The organism is Gluconacetobacter takamatsuzukensis (genome assembly GCF_014174275.1).
GTDB classification, from domain to species: domain Bacteria; phylum Pseudomonadota; class Alphaproteobacteria; order Acetobacterales; family Acetobacteraceae; genus Gluconacetobacter; species Gluconacetobacter takamatsuzukensis.
Map to the genome: position 1 here is coordinate 219115 of NZ_JABEQK010000002.1, position 19070 is coordinate 238184.

Genomic DNA, 19070 nt, shown 5'->3' on the forward strand with positions numbered 1-19070 from the left:
GCACCGGCACAGGAAACGCGGACGAAACAGGGGGAAGCGGCGATGGCGGAGAACCGGCAGGACGAATCCATGCCCTATCCCTCCTCCCTCGCCCGCACCAATGCCCGCCTGACCGCAGCACTCGATCGCGGCGCCCTGTTCCTGACCGCGCCCCTGCGGCGCATGGGGCTCGATGTCGCCCCCATCGATCCCCAGTCCCGGCCGCCCCGCCTGGCGCCGAAACTGTGGATCGTGCTGACGGTGTGCACGATCATGACCCTCCTCGCCCTGTGGCAGGTCCTGGGCCACGCCCACAACTGGGCGACGAGCCTCGTCTGGGCCCCCATCTTCCTCTCGCTCGGCACCCTCACCAGTTTCCGGTCGCGCCACCCGATCCTGCGCAAACCGGCCGAAGACCGCACCGGGGTCGAACGCCGCATCGTCGCACAATGCTGGTTGGCCGCGTCCCTCACCGCCGCCGCGCTCGCCTGCGCCGGCCTGATGCTGGTCGCCCTCGACGTGACGACCGCCTCTACCATCGACGGGCTCGACCTGGGTCGGCGGATCCTGATGGGCCTGGTCCTGATCGAATATCTGGCCATCGTGGCACCCGTCGCCGTCCTGTCCTGGCACGACCACCGGGCCGGGCAGGCGCTCTGAGAACGCAGCCTCCTTCGGGTATTGACGCGTGATCCTTCAAGAGAGTCCGCAAGAAGCCGGGCCCTGCCCCCCGATCATTGGATGACGAATGGGTTTCCAAAGGGCGCCTGCCCTTTGGCGGGTTTCAGGGCGGAGTTGGCCAAGGTTCCGTCGGCCGTTCTCGAATCATGTGCACCGACACCCATCAGACGCGAAAAAGGCCTTCCAGCGAACCCGTTCGCTGAAAGGCCCATTCCCTGACCCCGTTTTTCCGGAACGGCGCCCCGAAGGGCGCCGCATGGATCAGAAGCCGGTCGAAACCGTCACGACGGCCGTGAACGGCGTCTGGAGGTAATAGACAGGCTGCGCACCGGAAATGGTGCCGCCCCGCACGCCCGTCGTCCCGTTGAGCGTGTTCTGGAACGTGTAGACACCGCTGCGGAACTTCGCATTGGTCAGGTTGGTCATGTTCAGCTGGATCTGCGGCGACTTCAGGAAGCCGAGGCTGCCGAAACGATAGCCGATATTGACGGCATCGGTGATGTAGTTCGGGATCGAGCTGTCGTTCATCAGCGTGGCATACTGCTTGCCGACATATTTCAGCTGCGCACCCACGAACAGGTGCCCGTCATCGTAATCCAGGCCGAGCGAGGCCATCACCTTCGGGCTGTTGATCTGCGTCTTGCCCTTGGTCGGCAGGTAATCGGAAATGGTGACGCCGTTGCGGACACTGGTCGTCCCGATATTGTTGTCGATCCGCGCAGCCAGATACTCGAACGAGGCATAGGGCCGCAGATGGTACAGGATCGGGCGCGTCGACACCTGCACATCGACACCGCGCGACGTCTGGCCGCCGGCATTGACGGTCTGGCTGTAGCTGGCGCCGCCGGCCGAATCATACTGGGTCAGCGTCAGCAGGCGGTTGGTCATGTTGTAGTTGAAGAACGACACGCTGCCGATGACCGTATCGCCGTTATAGCGATACCCGATTTCTTCCGAGATCGAATATTGCGGCACCGAGGCCCCGCCGCGCTGGGTCTGCGCCGCCGAGGTGTTGGAGTAGTAATCGACCAGCGAGGTGTTCGACGGCACCTTGAAGTTGGTCGCGCCATCCACGAAAATCTGGTGGTGACGGTTGAAGTTCCACGCAATGCCGATCTGCGGCAGCGGCTCGGCCACATGCAGGTTGCGATTGTAGGTGCCGCCGGGGCCCGCGACATAATTGTAGACCCGGCGCGTCATCATGGCTTCCTTGAAGCCCAGGTCGATATGCAGCTTGCGGTCGAAATAATCCATGCTGTCACCGATGAACAGCATGTTCACCTGCGACAGGGTCAGGAAGTTCCGATAATTATAGGGCTGGCCGTTGGGCATCTTGATCAGCGCATCGGTGCCCCAGACGTTCAGCGGCTCGCCCGTCGTCTGGTCGACCTGGCCGACCGGCGAATATTGCAGCAGGTTGGAATATTCGTACCACCAGCCGGCCGTCAGGTGATGATGGCTGCCGAGCTGGTAATTGACCTTGATCGTGTTGCCGGGGCGGAACTGCTCCTGGTTCGACGGCGTCAGCGCCAGATAGGTGGAACCGTTCGTCACCTTCCCGTCGCCGGTCAGGTCGATCGGCACATAGCTGCCGCCGTAATAGGTCTTGCCCTCGGTCAGGGTCGAGGCACCGGTCCCGTTGCCGATCCCGTGCCAGAAATAGGCGCTGTCGTCGATCGACAGGCGCGAATTGACGACGATATGGGTCGGCAGGATGGCAACGACGTTACGGAACGGGTTGACGTGCAGCTTGTAATAGTTGGTGTCCTTCACGCCGCTGTAATTGGCATCGTAGTTCGTGCTGTACCCGGTCGTGCGATATTGCGACAGGCTCGGGTTCAGGAAGGAATCGTTGACCTGGTCGTTGTAGGATACGGTCAGGCCGGTATGGCTGCCGTTCTCGAAATCCTTCACCAGCTTGAAATCGTAGTGGAATTTCTCGGACAGGCCGGGGCCGCGATAATTGTTGGCCTTGGTATGGCTGAAGGCGAACATGAACCGCACGCCGCTATTGCCGATATCGCCCGAATTCAGCTTCAGGAACTGGCGCGTCATGTCGAACGAGCCGAACGAGATGTCCAGCAGCCCGCCCATCTTGTGCGACGGGTTGCTCATCGTCGCCTCGACCAGGCCGCCGGCACCGCTGACGATCGGGCTGTCCAGATTGACCGAGCCGGGCAGCAGCGACACCGTCTCCAGGTCCTCGGCCTCCAGCACTTCGTTCGAATAGAACTGGCCGCCGCCGATATCGTTCAGCGGCATGCCGTCCAGGGTCCAGCCGATATTGGTCTGGTCCAGGCCGCGAACCATCGTCGATCCGGAATACAGGCCGAAGGAATCCTGGTCCATCACGTTGGCGCTGGGCAGCATCTTCAGGATCTGCTGGATGTTCGTGGTCGGCGACTGTTTCGAGATGAAGTCGCGCGTAATGGTCTGGATGGCCTTGGGGTCCTTTTCGACCCGCATCAGGCCGGCGCCGGGCGACCGGGTCAGCGCGGTACGGCCGGTCACGTTGACGACCTCCGCCTTCGGTTCACCCTGGGCCGGGGCGGCCTTCGAAGCCGCTGGCGTCGACGCCGTTGCCGTGGCGCTGGGGGCGACGCTGGTCGTCTGGGCGCGCGCCGCCGTACCGGTCAGGCCGGCAATGGCGGTGCTGGCAAGAAGAACACTCAGGCGGAGACGTATGACCATGTACAGGACGGCCTTTTGCTTGTCATGAGGGAAGAAAGCACCAACAATCCCCGAATTCATCGAAAATTCACAATAATTCGAGGGAAACTGACCACTCGGCCAAGTTCGTATCAGCAGCCAGCTTTCGCAAGCAACTGCCATTATCACGGCAGATCGCCTTCACCGAAACCTGTTGCAAAATTGCATCGTTTTGGCCGGCTGGCGGCCCGGCCGGCTAGGCCTTCGCCGCCCCCGGCGCGTCATGGACAAAGGGCAGGCAGGCATAGCGCCGCCCCCGCGTCACGGGGGCCACGGCATGCAGGACCGAGCAGGAAAACACGACCGCCCCGCCCAGAGGCGCGGAATATCGCATCGGCCCGATTTCCGGAAAGCTCAGTCCGCCTCCGTCGAAATCGTCATTGAGATTGATCGACACCGCAAAGCGCCGATGCGCCGTGGCCGTCACCGTATTGTCACGGTGCGGGCCGAAGCACCCCCGCTCAGCGGCATCATAACAGGCCACGATCATCCGTTCCATGCGCGTGACCTGGAACTGGAAATATTTTGATATTTCGGGAACGATACGATCTATGACACGATGCTGAAGCTGGGCCACCAGGGCCGGGTCTCGTAGCGTGCAATCCCGCCGGCTCTTGAAGCCGATATCCGTCACGGGCAGCGAGCGCCCCTGTTCCCGCTCGGTAAAGATCGCGGACTGCACGCTGTCCTGCGCATGAAAATAGTCGATCAGCCGCGCACACAGCACGGGCTCCAGCACGCCCGGCAGCATCAGGGCGGGCGTGGGCACCTGGCGCTGCACGGCAAGCGCATCGGGCAGATGGCGCAGAAAGGACAGGACCTGCCCGATCCCATCTGGCGTATCGTCCGCGATCGCCGCGATCCGCAGCATCGGGTCCACCAGCACCAGCACCCGGCCGCCGGCCGGCACGCCGTACTGGCCGGCCACCAGCCCGTCGCCGTCCAGAAAATGCCGCACCCCCGGCGGCTGCGCGCGCAGCAATCCCGAACGCTCGTCCCCCGGATCAGCGCTGACCCCGAAGAACTGGCAGCGCACCCCGTCGAAGACCGGGTCGCCCACCAGCCGCTCCAGCCGCTCCCCGATCCCGGGCCCGGCGGCGGAGGGAAAGAAATAGAGCAGGTTGTAGCGGCCCGCCGCCATGTCGAAACTGTATCGGCCCGCGGGCGTGGTGCAGCGCTGGGTAAACCAGGGGGCCGGATCACCGGGCGCGAGCGACCGCCTGTTCATGCCATGATCCCCCACCCCCACGCAGGCCCGATATCTGCGCGAAGCGGCACCCGATGCACAAGAGAGAAAAAGCACCGATGCTGCCCGGATGGCCGGCACCGCAAGCGCAGGAAACGCGCGCCGCACCGCCGGCAGGATCGGCAAGACCCCGGCTCCCCCTCCATCGGCATTCCATCGGCCGTTCCGGCCGACGGAACCATGGCCAACTCCGCCCAGCCCCCGCACCCCAATCACCTGATAACAAACGGGTTTCCAAAGGGCGACTGCCCTTTGGCGGGTTTCAGGGCAGCGCCCTGACCTTCATCCCCTCAGGGCACCTTCATCGGCGTCCCATGAACCTCCATCCAGCTCTGCGCGATATCCACGCTGACCGTGGCCGGACGATAGGCTTCCTTCGGGGCAAGGAAGATATTGTCCACATAGGTCTGCGGATTGCGGTCATAGAGCGGGAACCAGCTCGACTGGATCTGGATCATGATCCGGTGCCCGGGCAGGAACGTATGGTTCGCCAGCGGCAACACCATGTCGTAGGCCAGCGGAACGTTGGCCGCGATCGGGTGCGGCTGCGCGAAGCTCTCGCGATAGCGCCCGCGCAGGATGTCCGCGCTGATCATCAGCTGGTATCCGCCCATTTCGGGCTGGTCCGCCACCTCGTCCGGATAGACGTCGATCAGCTTCACGACGAAATCGCCGTCCGTGCCCGTGGTGGCGGCCGTCAGATGCATGTGCGGCTGGCCACGGACCACGAACGGCGCCGTCAGCACCGGCGAGGTAAAGCTCAGAACGTCGGGCCGGGCCGCCATGTTGCGCTGGTCCGTCGCCAGCCAGTTCCGCCAGTTCGCATCCGGCCGGTCCTTCGCGACCACCGGCCGCGCCACATAGGGCACCGGATGCGCGGGGTCGGACACATAGCGCGCAACCCCTGCCCCGGCGGCCGGCGCCTGGGTGCCCAGCCCCTCGCCGGGCTGCAGGTGCAGCGTCACGCAATCCGCCGCGCAGGCCCGCGGCGGCAGCGCGTCCGCGCTCTCCCACACATTGTCGCCGCTGCGGAAGGCCGTCACCCGCGCGGGCAGCGGAATGCTGCCGTCCTTCAGATAATGGGCCAGGAACGGCTCCAGGATCGTCTTGCGGAAATACAGGCCGGTATCGGCGCGCAGCTTGACCGGCCCCATCGTGCTGGCCTCGTGGATCTCGCCGCCATGGTTCCAGGGGCCGACGGCCAGCCACAACCGCGACGCCGCCGCCGGGTCTTTCTTCAGCGCATAATACAGGGCAACGGCACCGTAATTATCCTCCTGGTCCCACAGGCTATGGACCAGCAGCGTCGGCACCGTCAGCCCCTCGCGCGGCAGCAGCCGGTCCATCGCCTGAAGCTGCCACCATGTGTCATAGGCCGGATGGGCCAGGATCTGGCGGAAGAAGCCGATCTGGTCCATCCCGCGCACCCGCCCGGCCGCCCCGGCCGAACCCGCCCGCAGGAAGAGATCGTAGGAATCGTACTGGCTGGCCCACCAGGTGGCCGTATTCTTCGGCGTGCCGTCCTGCTCATAGATATAAGGCAGCATCTCCTCGCGGAACGCGCCGTTATGGAACCAGTCGTCCCCCATCCAGCCATCGACCATCGGGTTCATCGGCACCGAGACCTTCAGCGCCGGATGCGGATGAAACAGCGCGGTCAGGGCGGTATAGCCGTCGTACGACACGCCGATGATGCCCACCTTGCCGTTGCTCTCCGGCAGGTTGTGCACCAGCCACTCGATGGTATCCCAGGTGTCGGTGGCATGGTCGACCGAGGTGCCGTTCAGTTCCCCCCGCATCGGGCGGTTCATCACGTACCGCCCTTCCGACCCGTATTTGCCCCGCACGTCCTGGATGACGCGGATATACCCCCCATCCGCGATCACGTCGGGCATGTTGTCATACCCCTGCATGATCGGCCCCATATTGCCGCTGGCGGCGAACGAGACCATGTGGTCGGCATTATAGGGCGTGCGCGTCAGCAGGATCGGCGCGCCATGGGCGCCCCTGGGGACGATGATGACCGTGTGCAGCTTCGTCCCGTCGCGCATCGGGATCATCACGTCCCGGCGGACATGGTCGAAGCTTGCATCCTGCTCCTGGAAATGCTCCGGCATGTCGGGCGCGATGCCGCCGGGGGCAGAGGGCTCCCCCGCCATCGCCATCCATGGCAGGGCGGCTAGGCAGGCTGAAAGCAGCAGGATTTTTCTCACGAGACACTTATCCTCGGGGGCAGGCGGGAACGGAAACCGGGCCGGCAAGGGCTTTGCCCTTGACCCACCAAAGGGCAGTCGCCCTTTGGAAACCCGGTCGTTGTCATATCATCGGGGGACGGGTTCGGGTATCAGAACTCGGCCGAGATCGTTCCATAATATTCGCGCGGCGCCGCGACGAACAGGTTGGCATTGTCGTCGCCGGAAACCGAGGCCGCGCCATAGATGCCGCCGATATAGTTCTTGTCGGTCAGGTTGGTGATCCCGAACGCGGCCCGCAAATTGTGGGCAAACCCGATGCTGCCGAAATTATACGCCAGGTTCAGGTTCGTCACCCAATAGGCCGGCACATACTCGTCGTTGAGATAGGTCATGGGGCGCGAGCCGATATAGTTCGCGTTGAAGTTGAACATGAACTGCCGGTAGGTATAGTTCAGGTTCGCCTTGTACATGAACTTCGGATAGTAGACCTGATGCTTCCCCTTCAGGCTGTAGACGCTCCCGCCGTAATTGATGGCGTTGCTCTGGTACTGCGCGTCGTTCCAGCTGAAGCTGTTGGTGATCTCCAGCCCCCGCACGGGGCGGATCGTCCCCATCACATCGGCCCCGTTCATGGTCTCCTTGCCGACATTCATGTAGGCGCTATAGGAATTGTTGGACGGCCCCTGCGTGATCGAGGCAATGCGATTGTAGTAGTCGGTATGGTAAAAATCGACGCTGCCGCTGAAGATTGGCGAATCGTAGCGATAGCCGACGATGTAGTTCCACGTCCGCTCGGGCCGCAGCACCCCCTTGCTGGCATCGAAGACCGACTGGGCCGATTGCGACGCCTTGCCCAGGCCACCCCACGCCGTGGCGCTGGAGGTCTGCGAATAATAATCGTAGGCCCGCAGGTTCTCGGCAATGTCCCAGTAGAATTCATGATGCTGGAGAAAGTGATAATCGAAGTTGAAGTGCGGCAGGAACGCGCCCGACGCCGTCAGCGTCCCGTTCGCGGGGTGGCTGTAATACGTATCCCACCCTTCGTCGGCAAGCTGGCTGGTATAATCGGCCTTGGTGCCGCCATGGGTGGTCTGGGTCAGGGACTTGAACCCGGCCAGCAGCGTCATGCCGGGGATGATCGTCCACCGATCCTGCAAGAAGAACTGGAACGTATTGGTATTGTAGGTATCGGCGTACCAGGTATGGGCCTGGCTGGGCAGGAAGTTGGAGTTCCAGTTATGCGCGTCGTTCAAATAATCCCCATACAGGCGCGTATCGTAGGTCCATTGGTTGTTCTCGTACCAGATGCCGGTATCGATATGGTTGTTGTGCGGCGCCTCGATCGAGAATTTCTGCGTAAAGCCCAGCCGGCGCATCCCGGCATGGGCCATCTGCAAGGCCATGGGCACGCCCGACACCGTGCCATCGGCCTGCAGGGTCGGCACCCCGTAATAAGGCGTGGTCAGGAAATTGTTGGTCCCGCCATGGATCGCGCTGCTGACATCGCCATAGGCCACCGTGTCCGAGGTCACGTTGCGGAACAGGTCGAAATGCGCCGTGACCGCCGAAAGATAGGTCCGCTGCACCTGCGACGCATCCCAGGCATAATCGCCGATCTCGTCATTGGACAGCACGCCCTCGTAGCCCGGCGGCACGTCCCCGGTATATTGGGCATAATAGGCCCACAGCTTGGCCTTTTCGTAATCGGGCTTCAGATAGGTCGAATCCCGGCCCATCTTCTGCCACATGTTCTTCGTCATGGTCAGGTAATTTCCCTGCGTGAAATTACCATACCCGAAAAAGGCGGTGATCCTGCCCCGGTCGGTAACCGGCTGCACGATCTTCGCATCGGCCTGCAATTCACTCTGGTAGCCCTGCCCTTTCCACATGTTCGTATTGGTGCGGGCGAACGAGGCATAGAATTTTGTGCCGGTCGGGTTCAATATGCCGCTGTCCACCCGGCCATAGGTGCGCACGGCATTGTAGCTGCCGAATGTCTGGCTGATCTTGCCCCCGGCCTTGTCCTTGGGGTCGGACGTCGTATAGGTCATCGCCCCGCCGAGATTCTGCGCCGAGAACGAATCCAGCGCCCCGGCCCCCTGCGACATCGTCATGCCCGCCAGATCGTCCTGGATCATCGCCTGCGTGATCGAAACACCGTTGTAATTGGCAAAACCCTGGGTACCCAGCGGAATCCCGTCCAGCGTCGCCCCGATCTGCATCTGGGTAAAGCCGCGCACGTAGAACGTATTTCCGTACGTATCCAGCCCGAAGGCATCGGTCGAGGTAAAATTGGCCCCCGGCGTGGTCTGCGACAGAATCTGCATCGGATTGGTGCCCGAGACGAAACGGTCCATCACCGCCCGGGTCACGGCAACCTCCGCGCCATGGCTGCGCACGCGCGACGCCTCCACCTGGATCGCCTCCGGATCGTCATGCGCCGGCACGGCATGATGGGCATGCTGCGCCACGACCGGCCGCGCGGGCCCGCTCCCCGCCCCCCGATGCGCCTTCTTCGCATCCTGCTTGTGGGCCGGACTCGCAACCTCGGCCGCCCCCGCCGAGGAAACGGCCGAAACCACGGCCAGGCCGGCGATCGCCGTCGTACGAAGCAACCCGGCCCTGACACGCGGACCCTGCATCGACCACCGCCGAACACTCATCTTCTCTCTCCCGCCAGATGCGATACATGTCGTACGGCAATCCCCCGGCCCGATCCGGCCGCCAGGCACCCAAAGATGCCCCTACCGCGCCAACTATTTGATCTGAATAGTTTTTATTCGACACCGTAACGTTACGACGAGATAATATTCATCGTCAACAATCGAAAAAAACCTGATATTATAACCTGAGGTTAAGAGGCCACTGGCCGACCGCCTCTGTTGTCGGCGGGTATTGAACGGTGTTTTTCCAAAGGACTGGCAAGAATCCGGGCTCTGCTCGGCCTCAGTCGATCCGGTCGTTCACAAAATACCATTGCGGCGCGTAATCGCGAATCACCGGCTCGACGATGGCGTTCAGGCGCGCCACGTCGTCCATCAGGCTGCTTTCATCCGCAAGGCGGAACGGCTCCAGCACGGTCATCGTGAAATATGTCCCACGGTCCCGCGTCAGATAGACCGGGCAGATCAGCGCCCCCGTCTTGCGGGCCAGGCGAGCGACCAGCGCATAATTGCTCTCCAGCGTCGCGGGCCGGCCGAAGAAGGGCGCGCGCACCCGCCGGTTGAAGCCTTCGTCGCAAAAGACCAGCAGATGCCCGCCAGATTCCAGAAGCTGCAATGCCGGCCGCACCGCCTGCCGCCCCGGCGGCAGCAGGTTCAGCCCGCCCGACAGGCGCACATGCCGCACGATCCAATGCCGGGCGCGCCGAACCGGCGGATCGTAATTCAGCGACATGGTAATCCCCATGTCGATCATGCACTGCGACAGGACCTCCCAGTTGCAGGTATGCAGGCCCATGAAGATCACGGGCCCGGTCGCGCACCGTTCCTTCAGATACCCCACGCCCACGTGGCGAATATGCCCGGGCTGGCGGGCAAGGCGCGGCAGGGCCGAATATTCGGCCATCTGCCGGCCCTGAGATTCCATATAGTCCCGCATCATGCGGTCCAGTTCCGCCGGGGCCCGGTCGGGGAACAGCCGCTCGAAATTCTCCCGCGTCCGCCGCAGCGAAACGGGATAAAGACGCGGCATGATCCGCGGCCCCAGCCACGCGCCAAAGCCCGAGCACAGCGTGGGCGACACCAGCCGCAGGGCGAAGAAGAACCCGAGATCGAACGCGTTGCCCAGATTGTCGCGCACCCAGTACTGCCAGAACTGCCGCCGGGCCTCCCGGCCCGCCAGCAGGCTACGCAGAGAAGGGGCAGCTTCCGGCCGGTACGTCCATGCCTTGCGTTTTTTCCCGGGGAGTGGCGCCGGAGGCGGCAGATGCATGAACAGGAGGCCTATGGACAAGCGTCGCGGGCAGACCATCGCGCGGCCGCAATGTCAGCCGGCATTGTGGCACGACTTTCTGTTCCGGGGGAAGAACCAACCGAAAACGCTGCGCCAGGATCGCCAGACACAGAACGGCCTCCGTCAGCCCGAAATGCTGGCCGGGGCAGACGCGCGGCCCGCTGGCGAAGGGAATATAGCTGTAGGGCGCGGGCTTGCGCCCATCCATGAACCGCTCGGGCCGGAATTCATGCGGGGCTTCGAACAGGCTTTCGGTCCGGTGCAGCAGCCACGGCACGATCAGGATCAGCGACCCGCGCGGCACACGAATATCCCCGATCTCGTCCGCCTCGCGGTTCTGGCGGGCCAGGATCGGCACGGGGGGATAAAGCCGCAGGGTCTCGTCGATCACCGCCTGGCACCAGTGCAGGTTCGGCAGATCCTCCAGCGTCGGGGCCCGGTCGCCGCACACACGCGCGATTTCGTCATGGACCGCGCGTTCCACCCAGGGCGCGCGCGCCAGCAGGTACCACGCCCAGGTCAATGTCGCGGCCGTGGTCTCATGCCCGGCCATGAAGATGGTGGCGGCCTCGTTGCGCAGCGCCACCGCGTCCAGCCCCAGCTCGGGGTTGCGCTTCTGCCGCCTGATCAGCAGCTCCATCATCGAATTATGGCTGCCTCGGCCGGCCAGATGGTCCTCGACGATGCGATCGACCACCCGATGCAGGCGCCGCACCGCCCGCTTCAGCGCCGGCGTGCGCACCATCGGCAGCCCTTCGTCGAACCCCAGGAAATATCCGGGGTTGGTCGAATCCACAAGCGACTGATATTGCGTAAAACTATCCGAAACCTCGGTCGTGCTCGCATCGCCCAGCTCGCGCCCGAACACGCTGCGCGAGATGATTTCCGCCGTCAGCGCCGCCATTTCGGGCAGGACATCTATGGTGGTGCGGTCGGGGATGCGCTGCCAGCGGTGCGCCATTTCCAGCGCGGTCTGCTCGATGATGGGGCTGAAGGCCGGAACGCGGTCCTTGTGCACGATGTCGGACACCAGCGCCCGGCGCTGCCGCCAGGTCGGCCCGTCGGAGATGAACAGCCCGTCCCCCAGCAGATATTCCAGCGCCCGGCGCATCTGCGGGCTCTTGCGCTCGTAATTGTCGCGCCGCTTCACCAGAATGTCGCGGATCACGTCGGGGGAGTTCACCAGCACGACCTGCCGCCCCAGAAGCTGGATCTGCGAGACCCGCTCCCGATAATCCCCCCGCCGCCAGATCGACAGGAAATCCTTCCTGGCCTGCATGAAAAGACGAAGATACTGCCCCGGGGGGGCCGAATAATATGCCGCGTGCGCCGGTTCCAGGACGTGATCTGAAATACGCTCCACAATCTCGACCTGCGGCATGAACCGTGCGAGCATCAAAAAACATCCCCATCATAACACTGCGCCACGATTCATGCTCCGTTTCCGCATGTCAAGGAACGGGAAGACATTCCTGCCAGACGCCCACGGCGGTCATTTAAAAAGCACAATGAATTCCAACAGGTGAAAATATCGGATGAAACCCAGAACGTCATTCATCGTAAAATGGAACAGAAAAGACTTTTACACCACACCGCCTCACCTTTATACACGAACTTCATTTCATATTTGCGGATATACTTTCGTTTCATTCAAAAACATATCAAAAATACCATCAGTTCCTGAAAAATCTCCCTTCGCCCGTTCACGAGTCCGACAAAAGTCGCACATATAGTTCCAATGAAATAATATAAATGCCGTTCCTTAATTGTATAAAAAATTACCTGAATTCGAGAGTGCCGTATTCTCTCAATATCAAGAAGAAATAACCATTTTACACCTTCCCATGACGGGCGGAAAGATGGCGGGCGAGAATCCAGGCTCTGCCCAGACCCGGCAGGGCCTGAGGCCCTGCACCCCAATCACCGGATTACGAACGGGTTTCCAAACCTTCGTCACCCCCCGACGACCACAGCGCCTTTGGGTCCAGTGCCACCCCGACTACGCCACACGCACCAGCCCATGAATGGGCTGAACCTGCGGCCCCGGGAAAATCCGTGCCAGCGCGCCCCGCGCGACGCCCAGATGATCGTGCAGCACACCGGCCGCGACGGCGCGCAGATCGGTCGTCGGCGCCAGGTCCCGGTTTTCGAAAAGCTGGTCCTGCCGCAGGCCGGGCCATGTGCCCCCGACCCGCCCCCCGGCGACGGCCCCGCCCATCAGGAAGGCGACGGTGGCCGTACCGTGGTCGGTGCCCCCGGTGCCGTTCATGCGCACGGTGCGGCCGAATTCGGTCATGGCGAGCACCACTGTCCGGTTCCAGTCCGCCCCCAGCGCCCCGCGCAACGCCTGCACGCCGCGATCGAGCTGGCCCAGCGGCCCCTTGAGGCGACCCACCTGCGCCTCATGGGTATCCCACCCGCCGATCTCCAGCGCCGCGACCCGGGGCCCATCGGGCGCCGTCAACATGCGCCCCGCAGCCGCGCACAGGGCCGAAAACGGCTCCGGCCGGTGCCCACTGCCCGGCGCAGGCGCAGCCGCATCCATGACGGAATCGGAGAAACCCCGCGCCTTCAGCCCGTCGCGAAAGGCCGGCCCCGTCACGGGGTCGGAGGCATTCAGCGCCGCGATCCGGCTGTATAAAGCCGGGTCCGGATGCTGGCTCCCGGCCGGGGCGAAGGTGCCGACAGGCGCCGAACCCCGCAGCAGAAGCGGCACGGACAGTCCCAGGGCCAGCCCATACCCGTCCGGACGGCGGCCACGCCCCGGCAGGGCGGCGACGGCACGGTTCAGCCACCCGCTGTCCATCCGCTGGTCCGCGCCGCATTCCAGATAATCCTGGGCCTCGAAATGCGACCGGCTGCGATAATGCCCGGCCACGGCATGGATCGGCAGCATCTGCCCCGCGCCATACAGCGCGTGCAGCCCCGCCAGCGCGGGATGCAGGCCGTAGAAGCCGCCCAGATCCAGCAGCCCGCCCTCCTGCCCCGGCTGCGGCAGCAGCAGCCCGGACCGATGCGCCGCGATGTCCGGATCGCCATAGGGCGTGACGGCGGCAAGCCCGTCGAGCGCCCCGCGCAGGACGATGGCGACGAAGCGCGGATCGTCCGGCCCGCCGCCCGATCCGGCGAGCGCCAGCGACGAACGCCCGAGTGTCCAGCTTGCGGCAAGCCCCAGCAGGGCGGAACGACGACGGATCATCATGAGTCAACGCCTCTGAAATTCAGGGGAGGAGAACAGCAGGGCCAGCGCATCCTGCCGCGAGCCCGCCTGGCGCATCGCCAGCACGGTCTGCCGGCGCAGGGCGGGGCCAAGCGCGGCATGGGCAACATCCAGCGGGTCGCCCGACCGGACATGCGCGGCGATGCGCCACGCCCAGTCGGTCCGCGCCAGCAGGTCGGCCGGGGCGGACCAGTCCGCCGCCCGGTCGCTCCATCCGTTCGGCAAGGGCGCCGTCCAGAGCGGCTGGCCCAGCCCGGCGAACGCCCCCAGCAGAATATGCGCCGGAGCATGCGAATCCTCCGGGCCGCTCGGCGGACCGCCCATCGACAGCGCGCGCATGACGGCCGTGGCATAATCCATGGGCGCGCGGAACTTGCCGCCGGGCCGCCCGGCATCGGGCAGGTCGACCAGCGCCAGGGACGCCGCGCCCAGGTTGCCATCGCTCTCCTGCAGGACGGCGGCAATCCGCGCGACATCGCGCGGCGCCGGCGTGTCGGAGATGAAATGGCCGACCAGCTGCGTGGCGATGTGGCGATAGGTCGCCGGATGCGCGCCCAGGAAATGCAGCGCCTCCACGCCCCCTTCCTCGCCCTCGGGAAACACCTGCCCCATCAGGGTCTTCCTGCCCGGCTCGTGCGCGCGCGCATGGAAGACGAAGCCCGGCCTGTCGGCCTGCATGTCGATGCTCCAGCCGGTCAGGATGGCCGCGAAACTCGTCACGTCGGCCTGGCTGTATCCGCCGGCGGGCGAGAGCGTATGCAGTTCCAGACATTCGCGGGCCAGATTCTCGTTCAACCCCCTGTGGCTTTTCCGCCCGGCCGGGCTGTCCGGCCCGATCGAGCCCGCATTGTCCAGATACATCAGCATGGCCGGATGCCGCATGACGGCCAGCAGCATGTCGGCAAAGCACCCGGTCACATGCGGGCGGATCGCCTCGCGCATATAGGCGCCGATCACGCCATGCGTGTTGCCCTGGCGCAGGCTGATGGTGAAATGATTGAACCAGAACCACACCAGCCGCTCGCGAAACGGCTGTTCGGTCAGCAGCAAGTTATCCAGTTGCGTCGCGATTTCGGCGTGCAGGATCGGCTTGACCAGCGGATCCCCCTTCATCTTCTCCTTCCGCTGCGTGCGCAGCGCGATCAGCCCGTCCGCCGTATCGCCCACCCCGATGAAGCGCGCCGCATCCGGCCCCTGGATCTGCCCGGCCAGCCAGTCGCGCGAGACCTCCTGCGGCGGCGCATCGCCACGCGCCCCCCACCCGAACCTGTTGACGACACCGAAAGGCTGCATGACATGCTCCCACACGCAGCAGAACGACCCCCGGCCGCCTGCCCCCTACCGCATGGTCCCTTCCTGTGGCGAAAATCCGTCCGCCAGGGTCCGCGCGGCCCCGCTATCCTCCCGATGCCCAGCCAGTCTTGCAACGACGATATTCACCACCACCGCCAGGCCCGCCCCGACAAGCGTCGAGACCAGCCGATCGACCAGGATCGCCCCGCCGATGCGCCCCCCTCCGGCCAGCATCATGATCAGCGGTGTCGCGACGACACTGTAGAGCATGTAGTTCCGTTTCCGGGCCACCATGCTGGCAATGCCGAGCCCCGCCAGGAACAGGATGAACGCGCCGCCCGACGGCGCATGAAACAGGAAGAGACACGACAGCAGCACGCCCAGCACCGCGCCGAGCGCACGCTGCGACGCCCGGATCGGCACCGGCTCCAGCTGCCGCCGGCACAGCAGCGCCACGGTCAGGGCCGCCCACAGGACATGCCGCTCCGGCCAGGCCGCATCCATCGCCAGCGTCGCCGCCATCAGGACGGAAAGCCTGAGCGGGAACTGGCAGGACGACAGGCGGCGAAACGACCGCACCCACCACCCCGCCTTCGCCCGCCACCCGATGCCAGACGGCGGCACCCCGGCCACAGCCGGCCCTTGCGCCAGCATCGGAAGCACGCACGCCGCCGTCACGCCGCCCGCCATCACCAGCACCACCAGCGCCTGCGGATGGCGCGCCTGCCGCCCCATCTCGGCCAGGATCACGACAAAGACGATGAACCGGCCGGAGACGATCGCGGCAATCCGGTCGAAATTCCCGCACAGCGCGGCCAGCGTCGTCACCCCCCACAACGCCAGGTCGCCCCACCCCCCGCTGCCGGAAATCCCCACCCCGACCAGACAGGCCAGAAAGAGAGAAAGCGTGAGCAGGGCACTCTCTTCCACCTGCGCCCGCAGCGACGCATGCCGCGTGACATTGCCGGCCAGCAGCGCCCCCATGCCAACCGCCAGCCCCGCCCGCTCCCGCCCCGCCAGAAGACCAGCCACGACCGGCAGCACGATCAGGGCACTGGAGGCCGCAACCTCCCGCCACCGCAACGCCGCCTGCCTGTCCAGGCGCAGCACATCCGCCATATGGCTCTTCAAACCCACGGCACCGGCCTCTTTCCCGTCATGGGCACACGCGCATCCATACGCTATGCGTAGCATTGAATCGCCTACAAGATACGCATCGCCCGCCGGCCGAACCCGGCAGATCGGCGAGAGAGATCCATCCCGGGCCTGAACCTTTTCGTATCCGCATTCTCTCTTCTTTTTCTGAAGAAAAAGAAGCAAAAAGACTTTTGATCTATTCGGGGCCATCGCGTGCCCCAGCACAAAACTCCTGACCGAATCAAAGTTTTTTGGTTCTTTTTTTCAAAAAAGAACCCCTTCCCGCACCCTCACCGAAAGCCGCATCATGACCGCCACCGGCACACCCCGACCGGATCAGACCAGGCTGGACCCGCACCTGCTGCGGATCGCGGCGGTGGTCGTCCTGGGCACCTTCATGTCGATCCTGGACACCACGATCATCAACGTGGCGGTCCGCGACCTGTCGCGCGATTTCGGGGCGTCGCTGGCCACGACGCAATGGATCTCGACCGGCTACATGCTGGCGCTGGCCACCGTCATCCCCCTGACGGGCTGGGCGGCCGACCGGTACGGCACGAAGCGGCTGTACATGACGTCGATCCTCCTGTTCCTCGGCGGGTCCGCCCTGTCGGGGGCGGCGTGGTCGATGCCCACGCTGATCCTGTTCCGCGTGCTGCAAGGGCTGGGCGGCGGCATGATCATGCCGACCGGGATGACGATCCTCAGCCATGCCGCCGGCCCGGCGCGCATCGGCCGGCTGATGGGCCTCATCGGCGTGCCGATGCTGCTGGGGCCGATCTGCGGCCCGATCCTGGGCGGCTGGCTGGTCGACGACGTCTCGTGGCGCTGGATCTTCTTCGTGAACCTCCCCGTGGGCGCCATCGCGCTCTACGCCGCCCTGCGGGTCCTGGCACCCGACGAACCCAGGCCGCACCACGCGCTGGACTGGCAGGGCCTGCTCCTGCTCTCCCCGGGGCTGGCGATCTTCGTCTTCGGCCTCGCCCGCATCGCGGCGGCAGGCGATTTCAGCACACCGGCCGGCGACATCGCGTCCGTGACCGGCCTGGCGCTCGTCTCCGCCTTCGTCCTGCATGCGCTGCGGCACCGCGATCCGCTGATCGACGTCCGGATGTTCACCCACCGGACCGTCGGCGCCTCCGCGCTGACCACTTTCCTGTTCGGCACCGCCTTCTTCGGCATGTCCCTGATCCTGCCGCTCTATTTCCAGATGGTCAGGGGCAGGCCCGCCTTCGGGGCCGGGCTTCTGCTGGCCGCACAGGGCATCGGCGCGATGCTCGCCATGCCGCTGGCGGCCCGCATGACCGACAGGGTCGGGGCCGGCAGGGTGGTCCTGACGGGCCTGGGCTGCGTGGCCACCGGCATGCTGGCCCTCAGCCGGATCTCAGGCACCACCCCCCTCTGGACCGTCGAGCCGATCCTGTTCCTGCTCGGCCTGGGGCTGGGCGCAACCATGATGCCGGCGATGAGCGCGGCGATGGGCTCGGTGCAGCGTCATCAGATCGCCCGGACCACCAGCGGGCTGAACGTGGTGCAACGCGTCGGCGGTTCCATGGGCACCGCCCTGTTCGCGGTGGTGCTGAGCCACCAGATCGCAGCCCTCACCCCCACCGCCCAGGGCGGCCCGGCGGCCACGCCGGCCACCGCGTCCCTCGACACGGCCTTCAGCCACACATTCCTGTGGTCGTTCGGCATCATCCTGCTGGCGATCTGCCCCGCCCTCTTCCTGCCGAGGAAGAAGGGCGGAACCCGCCCGGACGAAGGCGCGGCCCTGTCGGCCATGGAATGACCGCGCCGCGCCGCCTGTCCCCCAGGCGGCGCGAAGCCCAATGCCCGCGGCCGCGCGCAAATGCGGTTATTTGCACACGATATTGTGGATCGTCTCGATATTGAATGCGATTCTCTTCTTCAGCGATTGCGGCGCCATGAAATCGCAGTTGAAGATGATGGAGCCCGTAAACCGGTTGGTCAGGTAATAATAGCCGATCGCCGCGATGGTGATGTTCAGCTGCATGGCATCGACACCGCTCCGGAACACGCCCGCCTTCTCCCCCCGGTCCAGCAGCGATTGCAGCCGCTTCAACCGGCTCTGGCTGATGACGGGAATGATCCGGGAATCGCGCAGATGCACGGCCTTGTAGAGGTTCGCGCTGTTGACCAGCGTCAGGAATTCCGGGTTCTCCAGATAGTAGGTCCAGGTAAACCGCACCAGCGTCTCCAGCGCCGGCACCGGCTCCAGATGATCGAGCTTCAGCGACTGCTCCGCCTGGTAGAGGTCCGTGTAGGCATCTTCCAGAACCCGGGTAAACAGCGCCTCCTTGCCCCCGAAATAATGGTAGATCATGCGCTTGTTGGCTTCGGCCTTCTCAGCGATGACATCGACGCGCGCCCCCGCCAGGCCGTTCATGGCGAATTCCCGCTTGGCGGCGGCCAGGATGCGCTTCTGCGTCGCCTCGGCATCGCGGGTGCGCGACGGCGCTGGGTTCGGCAAGGCCGCTTCGGGCTCGGCCACCTTTTTGCGCGGTTCGCCTCGTCTGACGGCATTGGGTGTTCTTGACATACGATATCCTCGTCGCGGCGGCGACCAGCATGCGGCCGTCGAATGGATGCGACCAGATATGGCCGCAAGGTAACCCCGGGCAGGACCGGTCACAAG

At 64.6% G+C, this 19070-nt stretch carries 12 protein-coding genes; 2 read left to right on the forward strand and 10 right to left on the reverse strand.

Features of this window, described 5'->3' with window-relative positions; all coding sequences use genetic code 11:
• The first annotated feature begins 42 nt into the window (after positions 1 to 42).
• Positions 43 to 639: a hypothetical protein gene (locus HLH27_RS03335; protein WP_182947772.1), complete on the forward strand. Its 597-nt coding sequence runs from the start codon at positions 43 to 45 to the stop codon at positions 637 to 639.
• A 282-nt stretch (positions 640 to 921) separates the two neighbouring features.
• Here HLH27_RS03335 and HLH27_RS03340 read toward each other — a convergent pair whose 3' ends face one another.
• The 9 genes from HLH27_RS03340 to HLH27_RS03380 all read right to left on the reverse strand — a co-directional run bounded on the left by HLH27_RS03340 (position 922) and on the right by HLH27_RS03380 (position 16414).
• The gene (locus tag HLH27_RS03340; RefSeq protein WP_182947774.1) at positions 922 to 3351 is read right to left on the reverse strand and encodes a TonB-dependent receptor; all 2430 of its coding nucleotides are present in this window, start codon (positions 3349 to 3351) and stop codon (positions 922 to 924) included.
• Positions 3352 to 3565: 214 nt separating this feature from the next.
• Positions 3566 to 4597 (reverse strand): 2OG-Fe(II) oxygenase, encoded by a 1032-nt coding sequence (locus tag HLH27_RS03345; protein ID WP_182947776.1) that lies wholly within the window; start codon positions 4595 to 4597, stop codon positions 3566 to 3568.
• A gap of 308 nt (positions 4598 to 4905) precedes the next feature.
• On the reverse strand, positions 4906 to 6780 hold the full coding sequence (locus HLH27_RS03350; protein ID WP_182948132.1) for a CocE/NonD family hydrolase: 1875 nt from the start codon (positions 6778 to 6780) through the stop codon (positions 4906 to 4908).
• A gap of 179 nt (positions 6781 to 6959) precedes the next feature.
• Positions 6960 to 9452 carry a TonB-dependent receptor domain-containing protein gene (locus tag HLH27_RS03355; RefSeq protein WP_408870784.1) on the reverse strand — a complete coding sequence of 831 codons (2493 nt, stop codon included), beginning with the start codon at positions 9450 to 9452 and terminating at the stop codon, positions 6960 to 6962.
• 304 nt (positions 9453 to 9756) lie between these two features.
• The gene (locus HLH27_RS03360; RefSeq protein ID WP_220790263.1) at positions 9757 to 10611 is read right to left on the reverse strand and encodes a lysophospholipid acyltransferase family protein; all 855 of its coding nucleotides are present in this window, start codon (positions 10609 to 10611) and stop codon (positions 9757 to 9759) included.
• Positions 10612 to 10657: 46 nt separating this feature from the next.
• Complete coding sequence (locus tag HLH27_RS03365) at positions 10658 to 12160, reverse strand: cytochrome P450 (RefSeq protein WP_182947782.1); 1503 nt, start codon at positions 12158 to 12160, stop codon at positions 10658 to 10660.
• A gap of 603 nt (positions 12161 to 12763) precedes the next feature.
• Positions 12764 to 13966: a DUF1501 domain-containing protein gene (locus tag HLH27_RS03370; RefSeq protein WP_182947784.1), complete on the reverse strand. Its 1203-nt coding sequence runs from the start codon at positions 13964 to 13966 to the stop codon at positions 12764 to 12766.
• A 3-nt stretch (positions 13967 to 13969) separates the two neighbouring features.
• Positions 13970 to 15277: a DUF1800 domain-containing protein gene (locus tag HLH27_RS03375; RefSeq protein WP_182947785.1), complete on the reverse strand. Its 1308-nt coding sequence runs from the start codon at positions 15275 to 15277 to the stop codon at positions 13970 to 13972.
• Between the two features lie 45 nt (positions 15278 to 15322).
• Positions 15323 to 16414, reverse strand: a complete 1092-nt coding sequence (locus HLH27_RS03380) for an FUSC family protein (protein ID WP_182947787.1) — start codon at positions 16412 to 16414, stop codon at positions 15323 to 15325.
• Positions 16415 to 16721: 307 nt separating this feature from the next.
• Between HLH27_RS03380 and HLH27_RS03385 the strand changes: the two genes are divergently transcribed.
• Positions 16722 to 18203 (forward strand): DHA2 family efflux MFS transporter permease subunit, encoded by a 1482-nt coding sequence (locus HLH27_RS03385; RefSeq protein WP_182947789.1) that lies wholly within the window; start codon positions 16722 to 16724, stop codon positions 18201 to 18203.
• Between the two features lie 66 nt (positions 18204 to 18269).
• Here the strand turns inward: HLH27_RS03385 and HLH27_RS03390 are convergent, their stop codons facing one another.
• Positions 18270 to 18926, reverse strand: a complete 657-nt coding sequence (locus HLH27_RS03390) for a TetR/AcrR family transcriptional regulator (protein ID WP_338029830.1) — start codon at positions 18924 to 18926, stop codon at positions 18270 to 18272.
• Positions 18927 to 19070: the final 144 nt, after the last annotated feature.

Coding starts and splice junctions, on each gene's coding strand:
- HLH27_RS03375 (WP_182947785.1), bottom strand. CDS start 15,277: ATGCAGCCTTTCGGTGTCGTCAACAGGTTCGGGTGGGGGGCGCGTGGC.
- HLH27_RS03370 (WP_182947784.1), bottom strand. CDS start 13,966: ATGATGATCCGTCGTCGTTCCGCCCTGCTGGGGCTTGCCGCAAGCTGG.
- HLH27_RS03345 (WP_182947776.1), bottom strand. CDS start 4,597: ATGAACAGGCGGTCGCTCGCGCCCGGTGATCCGGCCCCCTGGTTTACC.
- HLH27_RS03335 (WP_182947772.1), top strand. CDS start 43: ATGGCGGAGAACCGGCAGGACGAATCCATGCCCTATCCCTCCTCCCTC.
- HLH27_RS03355 (WP_408870784.1), bottom strand. CDS start 9,452: ATGCAGGGTCCGCGTGTCAGGGCCGGGTTGCTTCGTACGACGGCGATC.
- HLH27_RS03385 (WP_182947789.1), top strand. CDS start 16,722: ATGACCGCCACCGGCACACCCCGACCGGATCAGACCAGGCTGGACCCG.
- HLH27_RS03340 (WP_182947774.1), bottom strand. CDS start 3,351: ATGGTCATACGTCTCCGCCTGAGTGTTCTTCTTGCCAGCACCGCCATT.
- HLH27_RS03365 (WP_182947782.1), bottom strand. CDS start 12,160: ATGCTCGCACGGTTCATGCCGCAGGTCGAGATTGTGGAGCGTATTTCA.
- HLH27_RS03350 (WP_182948132.1), bottom strand. CDS start 6,780: ATGGCGATGGCGGGGGAGCCCTCTGCCCCCGGCGGCATCGCGCCCGAC.